Raw genomic sequence first — 13,767 nt, 5'->3', positions numbered from 1 at the left:
TGCGCTTTAATGGCCCGGTGCTAGTGTCAGATTTTGACCGACAAACCCTTGACAACCTCTCGTCGGACGCACTCCGGAATTGCCATGTTTCGATATCTGAAAGAACTGCTTTTAATTATTTATCTATTGCTTTATTCCGAATATTACCTTGACCGTTTAAATGCGATGGGTATTGGTTTGGCAGTACTTCTTTTTGGCGCGATGTTTTTGACGCTGACTTTCGCATTATTACTGACAGCCTATATACGTCAGACTTTCATTCGGCATTTGTTCGCATTAACCCTGTTTGTTTCGGCGGTGTTCTTCGATGTTTACACGAGGGTCACCGCCGATTACCTGACCTACAGCAGTTTTGTCTCACTGGTGTACTCCGGCGGCTTCATCCAGGAAGCGGCGTATCAGTACCGGGGGGCGATCATCCACGGGCTGCTCAACGGGTTGTTGCTGTTGTTCGGGATCGGTCTCAAGCCCCGGCACACGATCCCGGTGCCCAACGCCTTGCGGATCGCTGCGCCGTTGTGCGGTGTGTTGCTGCTCAGCGCCGTACTGTTCGTGCGCGCCGGGGAGGGCGCGCGCGGGTTGCCGATCATGTACACGCCGCTGGCCTATCTGAACCTGTTCGGCTACGAAGCGCTGCACAACACCGTCGGTCCGCGTGAGCCGGTGACCCTGGCGCGCAATGGCCCGGCGGTCGGCCACGACATCGTGCTGATCATCGACGAGAGCATTTCCGGCAATTACCTGGACATCAACGCGCCGTTCGGCGTGCACAGCAACCTCAAGCAGGCCCGTCCGGGCGTCGAGATCTTCAATTACGGCTACGCGGCGTCTATCGCCAATTGCAGCGCCGACACCAACATCACCCTGCGCTACGGTGGCACCCGCGCCGACTACATGCGGATCAACAGCACGCTGCCGTCGATCTGGCAGTACGCGAAAAAGGCCGGCCTGCGCACGGTCTACATCGACGCTCAGCGCACCGGCGGCAACCTGCAGAACCTGATGAACGATGCCGAGAAAAAGGACATCGACGAATTCGTGCAATTCGACCAGACCAGCGTGCGCGACCGCGACATGGCTGCCGCCGCCAAGCTGATCGAACTGCTCAACGACGGTAAACCGCAGCTGGTGCTGATCAACAAGGTCGGCGCGCATTTCCCGGTACACGACAAATACCCGGACGCCTTCATGGCCTACCGCCCGACCTTGCCCCGCGGGCAGTTCACAGAAGTGGCCGACACCGGTGAACGCACCGGCTTCAACGGCCAGCCGGATGACTGGGTGCTGTATCGCAATGCCTACAAAAACACGGTGCTGTGGAATGTCGGCGAGTTCTTTTCGCGGGTGTTTGCCCAGGCCAATCTGAACAACGCGCTGCTGATCTACACCTCCGACCACGGCCAGGATCTGCACGAACGCGGCAATCCCGGGCTCAACACTCACTGCGGCGGCGACCCGGTGGAGGAAGAAGGGCTGGTGCCGCTGGTAGTGATTCAGGGCGATCAGTTGCAGACTCTCGACTGGTCGGCGCAACTGGCGGCGAACAAGGATCGCTCCAGTCACTACAACATCTTCCCGACCCTGTTGCAGTTGATGGGCTACGACCTGCCGGGAATCGAAGCGGTGTACGGCAAACCGCTGAGCGTGGCGACGGCGGATGAATTCACCTTCAACTACCGCTTCAACGCGCGGCTGGGGGCCAAACCCGAGTGGAAGCACATCGACCTGAACAGCATCGTCACGCCGGGTGAAGCGCCGACGAGTGTGGCGGTGGGTCAGTAACGCGTCGGTATCCGCTATCCTTGGCCGACACGGATCGATCGGATGGCGGCATGCTCCAGGTTCAAAACGTCTTCAAAAGCTACCTCACCCCGCAAGGCCCGTTGCCGGTGCTGCAAGGCATCGACCTGACGCTCAGGCCCGGCAGCAGTCTGGCACTGATGGGCGAGTCGGGCAGCGGCAAGAGCACGCTGCTGCACCTGATCGCCGGGCTCGACAAAGTCGACAGCGGCAGCATCCGCAGCGGCGAACATCGGCTGGACCGCATGAACGAGGCGCAACTGGCCAACTGGCGGCGCACCGAAATCGGTCTGGTGTTCCAGCAGTACAACCTGATCGGCAGCCTGCGGATCGAGGACAACCTGGCGTTTCAGGCGCGGCTGGCCGGGCGGCATGATCCGCGCTGGCAACAGCATCTGGTGCAGCGCCTGGGGCTGGGCGAATTGCTCAAACGCTATCCCGAACAACTCTCCGGCGGCCAGCAACAGCGGGTCGCGCTCGGTCGTGCGCTCGCTGCGCAACCGAAACTGCTGCTGGCCGACGAGCCCACCGGCAGCCTCGACGAAGCCACCAGCGACGAAGTGCTGCGACTGTTGCTGGAATTGCTCGATGACACTCCGACTACCTTGCTGATGGTCACCCACAGTCAACGCGTGGCAGCGCGGCTGGCGGAGCGCGTGGTGCTGTCCAGCGGTCGTTTGACGTGAAGGTTTTTCGTCACGCGATGATGGCGCTGCTCAGTCACTGGCGGCGCCATCCGGTGCAGTTTTTCAGCGTGCTGACCGGGTTGTGGCTGGCCACCAGTCTGTTGACCGGAGTCGAAGCCCTCAACAGTCAGGCGCGGGACAGTTATGCCCGGGCCAGCCAGTTGATTGGCGGCGAACCCCAGGCCAGCCTCAGTACGCCGAACGGCGCAATGTTCCCGCAACAATGGTTCGTCGACCTGCGGCGCCTTGGCTGGCCGGTGTCGCCGGTGCTGCAAGGGCGCCTGATCCTCAAGGGCCACGAAAACCAGCGTCTGCAATTGATGGGCATCGAACCGGTGTCGTTGCCCGGTGACAGCGCGGTAGCCGGGCAGGCGATGCCGATCGAGCGCATCGTCGAGTTCTTCAGCCCGCCGGGTAGCACCTGGATTTCTCCCGAAACCTTGCGGGCGCTGAACCTCGCCGAGGGCGCGACCCCGGCCACCGAAACCGGCCAGACGCTGCCGCCGCTGCGGGCGCAAACCGACATGGCCCCCGGCGTGCTGCTGGTGGACATTGGCGTCGCTCAGCGCGTGCTCGAACAGCCTGATCAACTGTCGCGTCTGCTGCTGCCGAAGGATTTTCATATCGAGGTGCCGGCCGCGTTCAAAGGCCAGTTGCAGCTCAAGAGCAGTGGCGAGGAAAACAACCTTGCGCGATTGACCGAAAGCTTCCACCTCAACCTCGATGCGCTCGGGTTTCTCTCGTTCATTGTCGGTTTGTTCATCGTCCATGCGGCCATCGGTCTGGCGCTGGAGCAGCGCCGGGGATTGCTGCGTACTCTGAGGGCCTGTGGTGTCAGCGCGCGAATGTTGATCGCTTGCCTGATCGTCGAGCTCGGCGCGTTGGCGTTGATCGGCGGGCTGTTCGGCGTGGTCAGCGGTTACTGGCTGGCGAGCGTGCTGTTGCCGGATGTCGCCGCCAGCCTGCGCGGTCTGTACGGCGCGGAAGTGGCGGGGCAGTTGCGTCTGAGTCCGTGGTGGTGGTTCAGCGGCATCGGCTTGAGTCTGCTCGGCGCGCTGCTGGCCGGGGCCAACAGCCTGCTGCGGGCGGCGCGTCTGCCGTTGCTGGCGGTGGCGGATCCGCAGGCCTGGCATCAGCAACATGCGCGCTGGTTGCGGCGTCAGGGTTGGGTGGCCGGCGTGTGTGCGGCGATTGCCTTGGCGGCGCTGGTGTGGGGCAACAGTCTCGCCAGCGGTTTTGTGTTGATGGCGGGGCTGTTGCTCGGCGCCGCGCTGGCGTTGCCGGTGTTGCTCAGTGCGCTGCTCAACGGGTTGCTCGGGCGCAGCCGCTCGGTGCTCGGGCAATGGTTTCTCGCCGACTGCCGCCAACAATTGCCGGCGTTGAGTCTGGCCTTGATGGCGCTGCTGCTGGCGATGGCGGCGAACATCGGCGCCGGCAGCATGACCGCGGGTTTCCGCCAGACCTTCAACGACTGGCTCGAACAACGGCTCACCGCCGAGCTCTATCTGAATCCGAGCAACCCGGCGCAGGCACGAGAGCTGTCCACCTGGCTCAAACAGCAACCGAGCGTCACCGCGATCATGCCCAACTGGCAGGTTTCGGTGACGCTGCGAGGCTGGCCGGCGGACGTGTTCGGCATCATCGATCATCCGCACTATCGCCAGCACTGGCCGTTGCTCGAGTCTCGAGGAGACGACCCGTGGGCGGCGCTGGCCAAGGACGATGCGGTGATGCTCAGCGAACAATTGGCGCGTCGCTTGAAAGTGACGCCGGGCGATCACCTGACGATTCCCACGCCGGGCGGGTCGTGGTCGCCGCGCATCGTCGGCATTTACGCCGACTACGGCAATCCCAAGGGCCATGTGCTGGTCAACAGCAATCACCTGTTGCGCGGCTGGCCGCAACTGACGCCGAACCGCTTCAACCTGCGCATCGACCCGCTGAACATCCCGGCGCTGCTCAGGGCCTTGCAGGCGCGCTTCCAGCTCGATGACAGCCGGATTGTCGATCAGGCGCGACTCAAGGGCTGGTCGGTGCAAGTCTTCGAACGCACCTTCGCCGCGACCGCCGCGCTGAATAGCCTGACGTTGGCCGTCGCCGGCGTGGCGCTGTTCATCAGCCTGCTGACCCAGAGTCAGAGCCGCCTCGGCCAGCTCGCACCGTTGTGGGCGCTGGGTGTGACGCGGCGGCAATTGATGCTGCTCAACCTCGGGCAAACGTGGCTGTTGGCGCTGCTGACGCTGGTGCTGGCCTTGCCGTTGGGCATCGGTCTGGCGTGGTGTCTGGACGCGGTGATCAACGTGCAGGCCTTTGGCTGGCGTCTGCCGCTGCGGGTGTTTCCATGGCAGTTGCTGCAACTGATGGGGCTGGCGCTGCTGGCGACGTTGCTGGCCTCGGCGTGGCCGCTGTATTCGCTGTACCGCACGCAACCGGCGGACTTGCTGAGGACGTTTGCCCATGAGGACTAGGTTTGCGCTGGTGTTTTTGGCGTTGTTGCTCGGTGGTTGCGACAACCCCACAGCGGAGCAGAAGGGTTTCGCCGGCATGGGCGCTCAGGCGCAGGCGTTTACGCCGGTGGTGCCGGGTCGGGTGTTCAGCTTCCCGGCGGATCACGGCGCCCATGACGGTTTTCGTATCGAATGGTGGTACGTGACGGCCAATCTCAAGGATGCGCAGGGCAACGATTTCGGCGTGCAGTGGACGTTATTCCGCAGCGCCCTGAACGCCTCGCCGCAGCAACCGGGCTGGGCCAACCAGACGATCTGGCTCGGGCACGCGGCAGTGACCTCGGCCAGCGTCCACCATGCCGCCGAGCGTTATGCCCGTGGCGGCGTCGGGCAGGCCGGGGTGCGTGCGGCGCCTTTCGAGGCGTGGATCGATGACTGGCGTTTCGTCAGTCAGGCGAGCGATCCGCTGGCCGACCTGCAACTCAGCGCCCGGGACAAGAACTTCAGCTACCAGCTGCGCCTGACCTCCAGCCGCCCGCTGGTGTTGCAGGGCGACAAGGGCTTCAGCCAGAAATCCGAACAGGGCCAGGCGTCGTATTACTACAGCCAGCCGTTTTTCCAGGCCAGCGGCACCCTGCAGATCGGCGGTCAGACCTACACCGTCAACGGCCCGGCCTGGCTAGACCGCGAATGGAGCAGCCAGCCGCTGACCGCCAATCAGACGGGCTGGGACTGGTTCTCCTTGCATCTGGACAGCGGCGAACACGTCATGCTGTACCGCATGCGCCAGAAGGAAGGGGCGCCGTACCTGACCGGCACGTGGATTGCCGCTGATGGCCAGACCGAAACCCTGCACGCCGAGCAGATCAAGCTGACCCCGCAAGGCACTGCGAAGGTCGCCGGCCGTTCGATGCCGGTGCGTTGGTCGATTGAGATCCCGACGAGGAATCTGCAGATCACCCTCGATGCAATCAACCCCGACGCCTGGATGAACCTGCGCATTCCGTATTGGGAAGGGCCGGTGCGCCTGAGCGGCAATCGGGGCGGGGAAGGTTATCTGGAGATGACCGGGTACTGATTCCGCGCACCGTACCTGCGAAAAAATTGATTGGAACTCTGTCCAGGGTGCCCCCTCTACCGAGGAACATGGCCGAGGATCCGATCCATGAGCGAGGAACTGAAATCTCCAGACCTGACGACCTGGCAGCAAATGTTTGACGATCAGACGTACTGGCAACAATCCCCGGATGCCCATTACTTCGATCTGCAGCGCATTGCTGACGATTTGCTCGGCCAAGGTGCCATCGATCTTGAGCAGTGGCAGATTCTCAGAGCCAAGGCCGATGACCTGCACAAGGACTCGCCCGCCATGAACGTCGCGCGGGAACTCGACGACCCCGAAGCCTGAGGAGGCCCGACATGAACACTGTCCCTGATAACGAGCACCCCGACGAACCTCGTCCGCCGGGTGAAACCGAGCGCGACAACGACGCACTGCGTCCCACCGATCCCAAACAGCGGCAGAGCTCCGGGAAAGGCACCGCCAGTGGCGAGTCCACTGCGCAGGACACCGCGCAACGATCGCGGAACAAACCCTGAAGGGCGTCTATGCTCAGTGGCACATCCGTCGCTGACCACGTTGGCGATGGGTGCTGCCATCCATCACAGGGAATGTATCGCTTATGAAGCTCCAAGCACTGACGCACGCCATAGCACTTGCCACCGTCCTTTCTACGGCCAGCCTTTCGGCGATGGCTGCCGATATCCCGCTGTCGGCCGCTGTCGAGGCCGACCGGGTCACCACCAAGGTGCTGGCGGTTGACCCGGCCAATCATCAAGTGGTCCTGGAAGGCGCGGAAGGTCGCCAGGTGCACATTCAGCTCAGCGACAAGGCGAAAAACCTCGGAAATCTCAAGGTGGGGGATCTGGTCCAGATCGAGGTGACACGTTCGGTCGCCGCTTATCTGGACACCGACGTGGATAAAGGTCTGCCAGGCTCTACCGAGCGCACCGGTGAACTGCGCAACGCCGTGGGCAGCAGCAACCCCGGTGGCGAGGCTTTCCGCCAGGTTCAGGTCCAGTTGAAAATCACCAAAATTGATTTGGCGACAAACCAGGTGACCCTGGAAAACCCGTCGGGCCAGTCGAAAACCCTCAACGTCGAAAAGCCTGAGATTCAGGCCAAACTGAAAGATTTGAAAGTCGGGCAAAGCGTCGTGGTCACTTACACCGATGTATTAAAAGTGACCAGTCAGCATGAAAGTTGAGTATTGACTCTACAGAATGGCCGTTCTTGTACAAGTAATTGTATGAGAACAGTCATATGAAGTATTCGAGGTGGTGATGTCAGAAAGTTTGTCGGGAAATATCGACGAATATTTTCTTTAACTTTTCAGTACATAAATTTCATGTTGAAGCAGGACGACATATCCGCCAATTTCCATTAAAATCCTTCGCGTTCGCCCAGTGTCAGGGCTCTTTACCGGTGCATGGATTGCCAGGCCATTACACTGGGCGAACACCTCCTCGGAGTGGAGGCCAAAGAATTCAGATGCAAAAAGTGCGACTTTGAAGTCGCCCTTTTTTATTGTCTTACGATTTGGCGGGTCGCATACCCTGTTGTAACTGAAGGCGCTTGAGCGTTTCCTGATACATGGTGGTGCGGCGGTGCTGTTTGCCGTATCCACCGATCGCGGCCACGGTGCCGGCCTGGATGTGATCCAGGTAGCGGAAGATCGTCCGCGGCGAGAGGCATTTGATGCCGTAGCCAAGGCTGCTTAAACGATCCTGCAGCGTGTATCCCGGGACCCGGTCGTCCATCGAAAAATGCAGCCCGTGAGCCTTGATCAGCCGTGCATTCCACAAGGTGCAGAAGCTTTTCAGGTGAGTTTCCCGGTAGGGTTTTGGATCTCGGGACGGCAACCCGAAATGCTGTTTTGCCCGGCGGAAATAGTGTTTGAAATAACGCGAAGACAAACGCCAGGTGTCTCTAAGGACGCCGCGATCCAATTGCTCGACGCAACCGACCGCCGCGGTATCCAAAGATTGCATGCACTCATTCATCATCATCGAAAAGACAGTACTGTCAAAAACGAAAGTGTCGGTGTGCAGCAAAAACAGGTAATCGGTTTCAACTTTCGCAAGTGCCAGATCAAGTGCCTTGCCATGAGCAATATGCCCCGCTTCCTTGCCGGGAGAAGGGCGCTCGATCAAGTTGATCCAGTCCAGAGACCGCAAGTAAATCAGGCTTTCATCGGCGGAATCGTTGTCCACCACCCACACCGGAATTTGATGCTCCTTGACATACTGCTGGAGAAACTCCAGGCACATCCGGGTTATTTCCGGCGTCTTGTAATTGACCAATACAAGACTGAAGACGGGCAGTTGTTTAGAGGTGGAATCGATCGCACTCATGGTCCGGGCTCACTTCAAGTTGAAGGGTTCTGCTGACGGCAATCAGCACACAGAACCGCTGCTTTGTGGCCCGGATGGTAGGGACGCAACCTTAGTTGAAGCTTAATTTCCGAGCGCCCTGGCCGGGCGACTTGTTACCGCTTGCGACACTGGCGAGGCGCTTGGCGATCAAGCGCGGTTCCACGGTAAGATGCGCCGCCCTTTAAAGCTCAAGGAAGACAACGGCCCGCGCCGTTCGCCAAGGATGAAACCACTTTCCCTCTACCACCCGGCCCTTTACTGGCTGCGCGTGTGGCAAAAAAGACTGTTCCGCCACATTGCCTGGCACTGCTCGAGCAAACGCTACGCGCGGCCTGCCACGACGTCCGAGCGCTTGCCTTACCGCTACCTCAAACACACCTCAAAACTGATCCGCAAACTCGGCGACTCCGACCTCGCGCTGCAACACAACAAAGTCATCAACCTCAAACTCGCCGTCGCCGCCATCGACGGCGTCACCATCGCCCCCGGCGAATATTTCTCCTTCTGCCGCCTCGTCGGCCGCCCGACCCGCCAACGCGGCTACGTCGAAGGCATGGAACTCTCATTCGGCGAAGCCCGCACCGGCATCGGCGGCGGCATCTGCCAACTCAGCAACCTCATCCACTGGATGGCCATTCACTCACCCCTGGTCGTCATCGAACGCGCCAACCACAGCTTCGACCCCTTCCCGGACGACGGCCGCGTCCTGCCATTCGGCTCCGGCGCGGCGATTTTCTACAACTACATCGACCTGGTACTGCACAACCCGACGGATCGCAGCTTTCAACTGAAGCTGAAGGTGGGGGAGACGCAGTTGGAGGGGGAATTGTTGTGTGATCGGGAGCGGGCTTATCGGTATCACGTGTTTGAAGTGGGGCATCGGTTTGTGCGGGAGGGGGAGCGGGTGTATCGGGAGAATGAGATTTGGCGGGAGGTGAGGGAGAAGGGGCAGGTGGGGGCGTTGGTGGAGAGGGAGCGGTTGTATGGGAATCGGGTGGTGGTTAAGTATGAGGTTTTGGACGCGTTGATCGATACGAAGTAATCATGGTTCTGGAATTGCTATTCTTCTGCATCCATGAGTTTTCTGTATTTGGAAAATATAGCAATGGCTTGTTTGTCGCCATTAATCAGGTTTTCATAAAAATTAATATCTGAAGCCCACTCAGCGAAAACTAACTTGCTTTCTGGCTTTGATTTTAAGGCGAGAAAACAAAGTTTCCAATGGCGCGAAAGTCTGCTATCGACAATTTCGAAAAAGTCAGCTGCGACAGGGATGGGGTATTCATCATGGGTTTCTGAGCACAGATAGTACCAAGGTTGGTTATCCCGAAATTCTATTCCGTAGGCAATGTATTCTTTTCCTATTTGCAGGTCTAATTCGCCATCAGGAAGTGATATGTGTTTTTTTAATCTTGATACGGTTTCTGGATTTGGTGCTTGGTTGAGGTTGTTGAATTTACATACGACCTTCATTTAGTGGAATCTCCAAGCTCTGAGGAAGGTGGTGGTGTTGTCTTCAAGAACATAATGTATGAAAGGGGTTGAAAAAGGGGGGTAGATTTATTTTCTTCAGCGAAAAATAAATTTTGGTTTGTTATGCTTCAAGCATAAAGTCTTCGATTTTTTTTATAAATAGTTTCGGGGGTGAGATCAACCTCATAAAGGTTGTTGATTGTGATTGTCCATCCACTTGGTACTCGGAGGGGGTGGAGTTCGTATTTAAGTTTTGTTCTCATATTATTTTGTTTTTTCATGTATAAAAGTGGAGATGTATAAAAAGGGACGGTTTTATTTTTTTTCAACGAGAAATAGATCTGTCCCCTTTGACTTTGGGTTTGAAAAGGAGACAGATTTGTCAATTTTTGTTGAGTTCAGTCTAGCGGGTACTCGCAGGTCCATGGGGGCGTAAATAGCTCGGGGTTTATGTTATTTTCATAAAGAAAAGAGTTTATTTCTTCCTCTGTTTCCATGGTTTTGCACTTTGTGATTGTTGTGTCGTTGGCGCCAATGCTGTCTCTTGTTTCGAGAAAGTGGATTGGGAGAGTGAATTCTATAATGACGTATCTAGAATTTTTTGCATCCTCTAGAAACTTGTAGTAAATCTCTCCAGGGTATCTATTTTCAAAGTTTAAATGATAAACAGCATGGATTGCGATCCACTTTCTAAGTGACTCATCCTGCGAAGGTAGTTCCTGCGCAATCTCTGTATATGATTTTGCCTCCAAACCCCACCAAACTTTTCTAGGGATAGTCTTCTGGGTGCTCATTTTTGTCCTTCAAATTTGGAGGGGAATGGGACAGATTTATTTTTAGACAAAAAATGAATCTGCTCCCCGTTGTGATCGCGTCGTAATTATTTATTGTAAATTCGATAGCCAGCGTCAAAGTTGCTAACTGTATGAGTGTTGCTATATATGGGGTCGAAAAGGCCTGTGAGAGGTGGTTGAGTAGGTTTTTCTCTTGAATTTAGTTTTTCTAAAGATTTTTGAAGCTCGGGGTAGCTTTCTATGTATGTGTAGTCTGATGAGTTAAATTCAAGTGTTATAGTGCTGGGTGAAATGAATGCGAAGTTAATTAAAAGCTCCGGGTTCGAAAAGAGTCTTCCGCTGATGTCGTAGATCTTGTCTCCGGTGTTCAATTTTTGGCCGTAGCGTTCGTGGGTCAAATATCCGTACTCTTGGTTTAATAGTCGTAATAATTTTTCGTAGCCTTTTATTGCCTCAAAAGAAATACTGGCTTGTCTTATTACAAGGAAGCCGTCTTCGGTCATGTTCTCCAAAAAATTTGAGTTCTGCCTGTTGATCGAGGCGATGACGGGCTCGTCGATTAAGTTAAGTACGAAGTTTGATAGATTAAGGTGAAGTTTTTCCCGAGGGTTTTCGATGGGGGGGATATTGATATAGCTTATGATCCCGCCTGCGTTATCGGAGTCGATCGCGCCGAAGCACTCTGTGATATCAATTGAGAAAATCATTGCGCTCTCCAGCGAGAACTGAATACACCGGTTTGGAGAAGATGTTGGAGATGGAAGTTTTTAATCTTCTTCATTCCATTCCGTATGGGTCTCAATTGCTATTTTTAGCCATGCGCTAAAGTCAGGATGTTCTCCGTGAAGCTCCCACCCCTCTGAAGCATATGCATGTATTATTAGTACTTTTGGATTGCCGGATAAATCATCGCCGTCAAAGCAAGCAATATCATCATTGGCGTTGAACTTTGCGAAAGGAACTAACGTGCGGTTGGGATACAGATTTTTTAGCGTGTTGTGCCAGTAATTTATTGTTCCCTCTTGATATATTAGTAACCACCAAGGTTCAATGTTCGTTTCAGGTTCCGTAGTCGCGAATTCTATGAATGTACTAGGGAAGTTATAGTTTTTCAGGTGTTCAATGTTGAGAAAAATTTTCATTTTGTTTGTTCGAAAAGGGGATGGATAGTCCCTTTGATTCTGTCTTTTAGTTAAGACCATTCTATGGAAAGGTTGTCTGGCCGATCAGTGGGTACTATTGCTAATGTGCCGCTTGATGATTGAACATGGATGCTGCTGTTGTGAATGATGATTTTTTCAAATGGATTGGTTCCGCTCAATACGATCAGCCAGACTAGTTCGCCGGTGTCTTTTTTGGAAAGTGCAATGAAGCCATCTTCCCCGGAGGCTAGGCATTCGCCGCAAGTAAAAGAATTGTTATTAGACCCTTCTGCTGCATAAATGGTCGATAGGCCCTCGCATGTATCAGTATGGTTTAGCAAGAAATCATTTGCCGGAATCCATATTTTTTTTGTTAATTTTTCTTCTTTTGCTGAGTGCTCGAAGAAGCAATAGAATCCATTGTTGAACGTAATTGAGTTTTGTCGAGGGTATATTTCTTCAAGCCAATATTCTTGAATTTTATTTTTGTCGGTGGTGAACATTTTTGCTTGCCAATTCGTTTATCTTTGGTTGATCTTTCAAGCCTGTTAGCTGAAAGGGGATAGATTTATTCTCTTCAGTGAAAAATAAATCTATACCCTGTGTTTTGTAATTTTGATAGCCCGTTTTAGCTTTCTAGTGGTTACTCTAGATAATAGTTAAATTTTTCCTCCCATCCGAAATTCACATCCTGTTGCTTTGTGCGTTCAAAAATATTTATTATTTTATTGTACGAATCTCCCATGTTTTTTTGAGAGTATTCAGAATTTTTCCATATTAAATCTACGGGGCGTTCCACGTCGGTGCTGAGTAGGTCCCATAAGGCGTTGAGATTGTTTCCATAAAAATCTGTCACCGCAAAAGCAATGGCTATTTTTTTATGAAACTCTTGCTCTGATGAAATGGTTAAGCCATCAAGTACAATTATCATTTTTAAAACTCACTTCCAGGTTCCAATAGAGCTGACGGTGTCGTAGTGGTCGCTAGTTATATAAAGAAGTCCATCGTCTGAATAAAGTAGTCTTGTTCCTGGTTGGTTGCTGCGAGACATTGTATTGTTAAGGCCTACATCAGCTTCATACCAAGTTCGACCAGGGGCTGAAGACGAAAAATAAATCTGTCCCCTTTAGTTCTCTTGACAGGCTTGTCGCAATAGTAGCTTCCCATCTTGTGCAGCGAAATCAAGATAAATTCAATTTCCGCTAGAACCTCAAGGGCGTCCTCTCCATTGATTTCTATTGTTTTATTGTTTTCTAACATTGATTTTTCCGAAAGTGAGACGATTATTTTTGTCATGAAAAATTGGCTGGTGAGAAAGGTCGGATTTGTTTTCTTTGGCGGAAAATAAATTTGTAGCCTTTAATTGGTGATTTGTTTTTATGTTTTAATTGTTATATATTTTTGTATGGTCGTTATTCGTGCTCTTTGCTATTAGGAAATTGTTATGACTGGTGAAGTTGATCGTCTAAGTAAAACCATGAGTTTTCTGCTGCGTCATAAACCTGAATCTGTTGGGCTGCATTTAGATTCAGAGGGTTGGGCAAGGCTCGACAGTCTTCTGATAGGGATGCAAAAGTTAGGGGTGGTGGCGGATGATGAGGTTGTGAAGAGGGTAGTGTTGGGAAGCGATAAGCGACGATTTGAGATCTCAGAGGATGGGGTGTATGTTCGTGCTGTACAAGGGCATTCGTCAAAATTGGTAACTCGTGATTACCCTGTCGTTCAGCCTCCTTGTTATTTATATCATGGTACTGCCTATCGCTTTGTTGACTCAATTTTTAAAGAAGGGTTGCAAGCTGGGGCTAGGCATTACGTGCACTTGACTGAAAATAAGGGCTTAGCTTTTGACGTTGGTCAGCGGTATGGGTCATCCGTTGTTCTACGCGTGAAAAGTCATGAAATGTTTCTTGATGGGTTCGTTTTTTTTAGGGCAGAGAATAATGTTTGGTTGATATCCTCAGTGCCCCCTGAGTATTTAGATAAAATTTAA

At 54.0% G+C, this 13,767-nt stretch carries 16 protein-coding genes; 9 read left to right on the top strand and 7 right to left on the bottom strand.

The features are described from left to right. The first annotated feature begins 84 nt into the window (after window positions 1–84). The 7 genes from CAF80_RS20435 to CAF80_RS20405 all read left to right on the top strand — a co-directional run bounded on the left by CAF80_RS20435 (window position 85) and on the right by CAF80_RS20405 (window position 7,200). Entirely contained in the window at window positions 85–1,782 is a 1,698-nt protein-coding gene (locus CAF80_RS20435; protein ID WP_039767772.1) for a sulfatase-like hydrolase/transferase, read from the top strand. A 50-nt stretch (window positions 1,783–1,832) separates the two neighbouring features. Next, a complete protein-coding gene (locus CAF80_RS20430; protein WP_085667843.1) occupies window positions 1,833–2,486 on the top strand; it encodes an ABC transporter ATP-binding protein in 654 nt (217 codons plus the stop codon). After that, the gene (locus tag CAF80_RS20425) at window positions 2,483–4,954 is read left to right on the top strand and encodes an ABC transporter permease (protein WP_085667842.1); all 2,472 of its coding nucleotides are present in this window, start codon (window positions 2,483–2,485) and stop codon (window positions 4,952–4,954) included. Before CAF80_RS20430 ends, CAF80_RS20425 begins: the two co-directional genes overlap by 4 nt. Then, window positions 4,944–6,011: a lipocalin-like domain-containing protein gene (locus tag CAF80_RS20420; RefSeq protein ID WP_085667841.1), complete on the top strand. Its 1,068-nt coding sequence runs from the start codon at window positions 4,944–4,946 to the stop codon at window positions 6,009–6,011. Before CAF80_RS20425 ends, CAF80_RS20420 begins: the two co-directional genes overlap by 11 nt. An 87-nt stretch (window positions 6,012–6,098) precedes the next feature. Then, window positions 6,099–6,341: a hypothetical protein gene (locus CAF80_RS20415; protein ID WP_074687761.1), complete on the top strand. Its 243-nt coding sequence runs from the start codon at window positions 6,099–6,101 to the stop codon at window positions 6,339–6,341. An 11-nt stretch (window positions 6,342–6,352) separates the two neighbouring features. Beyond that, window positions 6,353–6,532 carry a hypothetical protein gene (locus CAF80_RS20410; RefSeq protein ID WP_039767781.1) on the top strand — a complete coding sequence of 60 codons (180 nt, stop codon included), beginning with the start codon at window positions 6,353–6,355 and terminating at the stop codon, window positions 6,530–6,532. Window positions 6,533–6,615: 83 nt separating this feature from the next. Continuing rightward, a complete protein-coding gene (locus CAF80_RS20405) occupies window positions 6,616–7,200 on the top strand; it encodes a hypothetical protein (protein ID WP_039767783.1) in 585 nt (194 codons plus the stop codon). A gap of 325 nt (window positions 7,201–7,525) precedes the next feature. Here the strand turns inward: CAF80_RS20405 and CAF80_RS20400 are convergent, their stop codons facing one another. Next, a complete protein-coding gene (locus tag CAF80_RS20400) occupies window positions 7,526–8,347 on the bottom strand; it encodes a glycosyltransferase family 2 protein (RefSeq protein WP_085667840.1) in 822 nt (273 codons plus the stop codon). 244 nt (window positions 8,348–8,591) lie between these two features. On the opposite strand from CAF80_RS20400, the gene CAF80_RS20395 reads away from it, so the two are divergent. Then, entirely contained in the window at window positions 8,592–9,410 is an 819-nt protein-coding gene (locus tag CAF80_RS20395; protein WP_074687762.1) for a VanW family protein, read from the top strand. 17 nt (window positions 9,411–9,427) lie between these two features. On the opposite strand, the gene CAF80_RS20390 is transcribed toward CAF80_RS20395, so the two are convergent. The 6 genes from CAF80_RS20390 to CAF80_RS20370 form a co-directional block, all read right to left on the bottom strand. Next, a complete protein-coding gene (locus tag CAF80_RS20390; RefSeq protein WP_074687763.1) occupies window positions 9,428–9,841 on the bottom strand; it encodes a hypothetical protein in 414 nt (137 codons plus the stop codon). A 398-nt stretch (window positions 9,842–10,239) separates the two neighbouring features. Continuing rightward, window positions 10,240–10,635 (bottom strand): hypothetical protein, encoded by a 396-nt coding sequence (locus CAF80_RS20385; RefSeq protein ID WP_074687764.1) that lies wholly within the window; start codon window positions 10,633–10,635, stop codon window positions 10,240–10,242. Window positions 10,636–10,721: 86 nt separating this feature from the next. Further along, window positions 10,722–11,342, bottom strand: coding sequence for a hypothetical protein (locus CAF80_RS20380; protein WP_074687765.1), 621 nt, complete (start codon window positions 11,340–11,342; stop codon window positions 10,722–10,724). Between the two features lie 60 nt (window positions 11,343–11,402). Beyond that, window positions 11,403–11,777 carry a hypothetical protein gene (locus CAF80_RS20375; RefSeq protein ID WP_074687766.1) on the bottom strand — a complete coding sequence of 125 codons (375 nt, stop codon included), beginning with the start codon at window positions 11,775–11,777 and terminating at the stop codon, window positions 11,403–11,405. A 50-nt stretch (window positions 11,778–11,827) separates the two neighbouring features. Further along, entirely contained in the window at window positions 11,828–12,280 is a 453-nt protein-coding gene (locus CAF80_RS28695; RefSeq protein ID WP_074687767.1) for a hypothetical protein, read from the bottom strand. A 140-nt stretch (window positions 12,281–12,420) separates the two neighbouring features. Then, the gene (locus CAF80_RS20370; protein WP_074687768.1) at window positions 12,421–12,708 is read right to left on the bottom strand and encodes a barstar family protein; all 288 of its coding nucleotides are present in this window, start codon (window positions 12,706–12,708) and stop codon (window positions 12,421–12,423) included. A gap of 513 nt (window positions 12,709–13,221) precedes the next feature. Here CAF80_RS20370 and CAF80_RS20355 point away from each other — a divergent pair. Further along, window positions 13,222–13,767, top strand: a complete 546-nt coding sequence (locus CAF80_RS20355) for an RNA 2'-phosphotransferase (RefSeq protein WP_074687770.1) — start codon at window positions 13,222–13,224, stop codon at window positions 13,765–13,767.

Origin of the sequence: Pseudomonas sp. B34(2017) (assembly GCF_002112915.1) — a bacterium.
GTDB lineage: Bacteria > Pseudomonadota > Gammaproteobacteria > Pseudomonadales > Pseudomonadaceae > Aquipseudomonas > Aquipseudomonas pharyngis.
The sequence above is the reverse complement of the archived record's forward strand: the minus strand, read 5'-3'. Positions and strand labels throughout refer to the sequence as shown.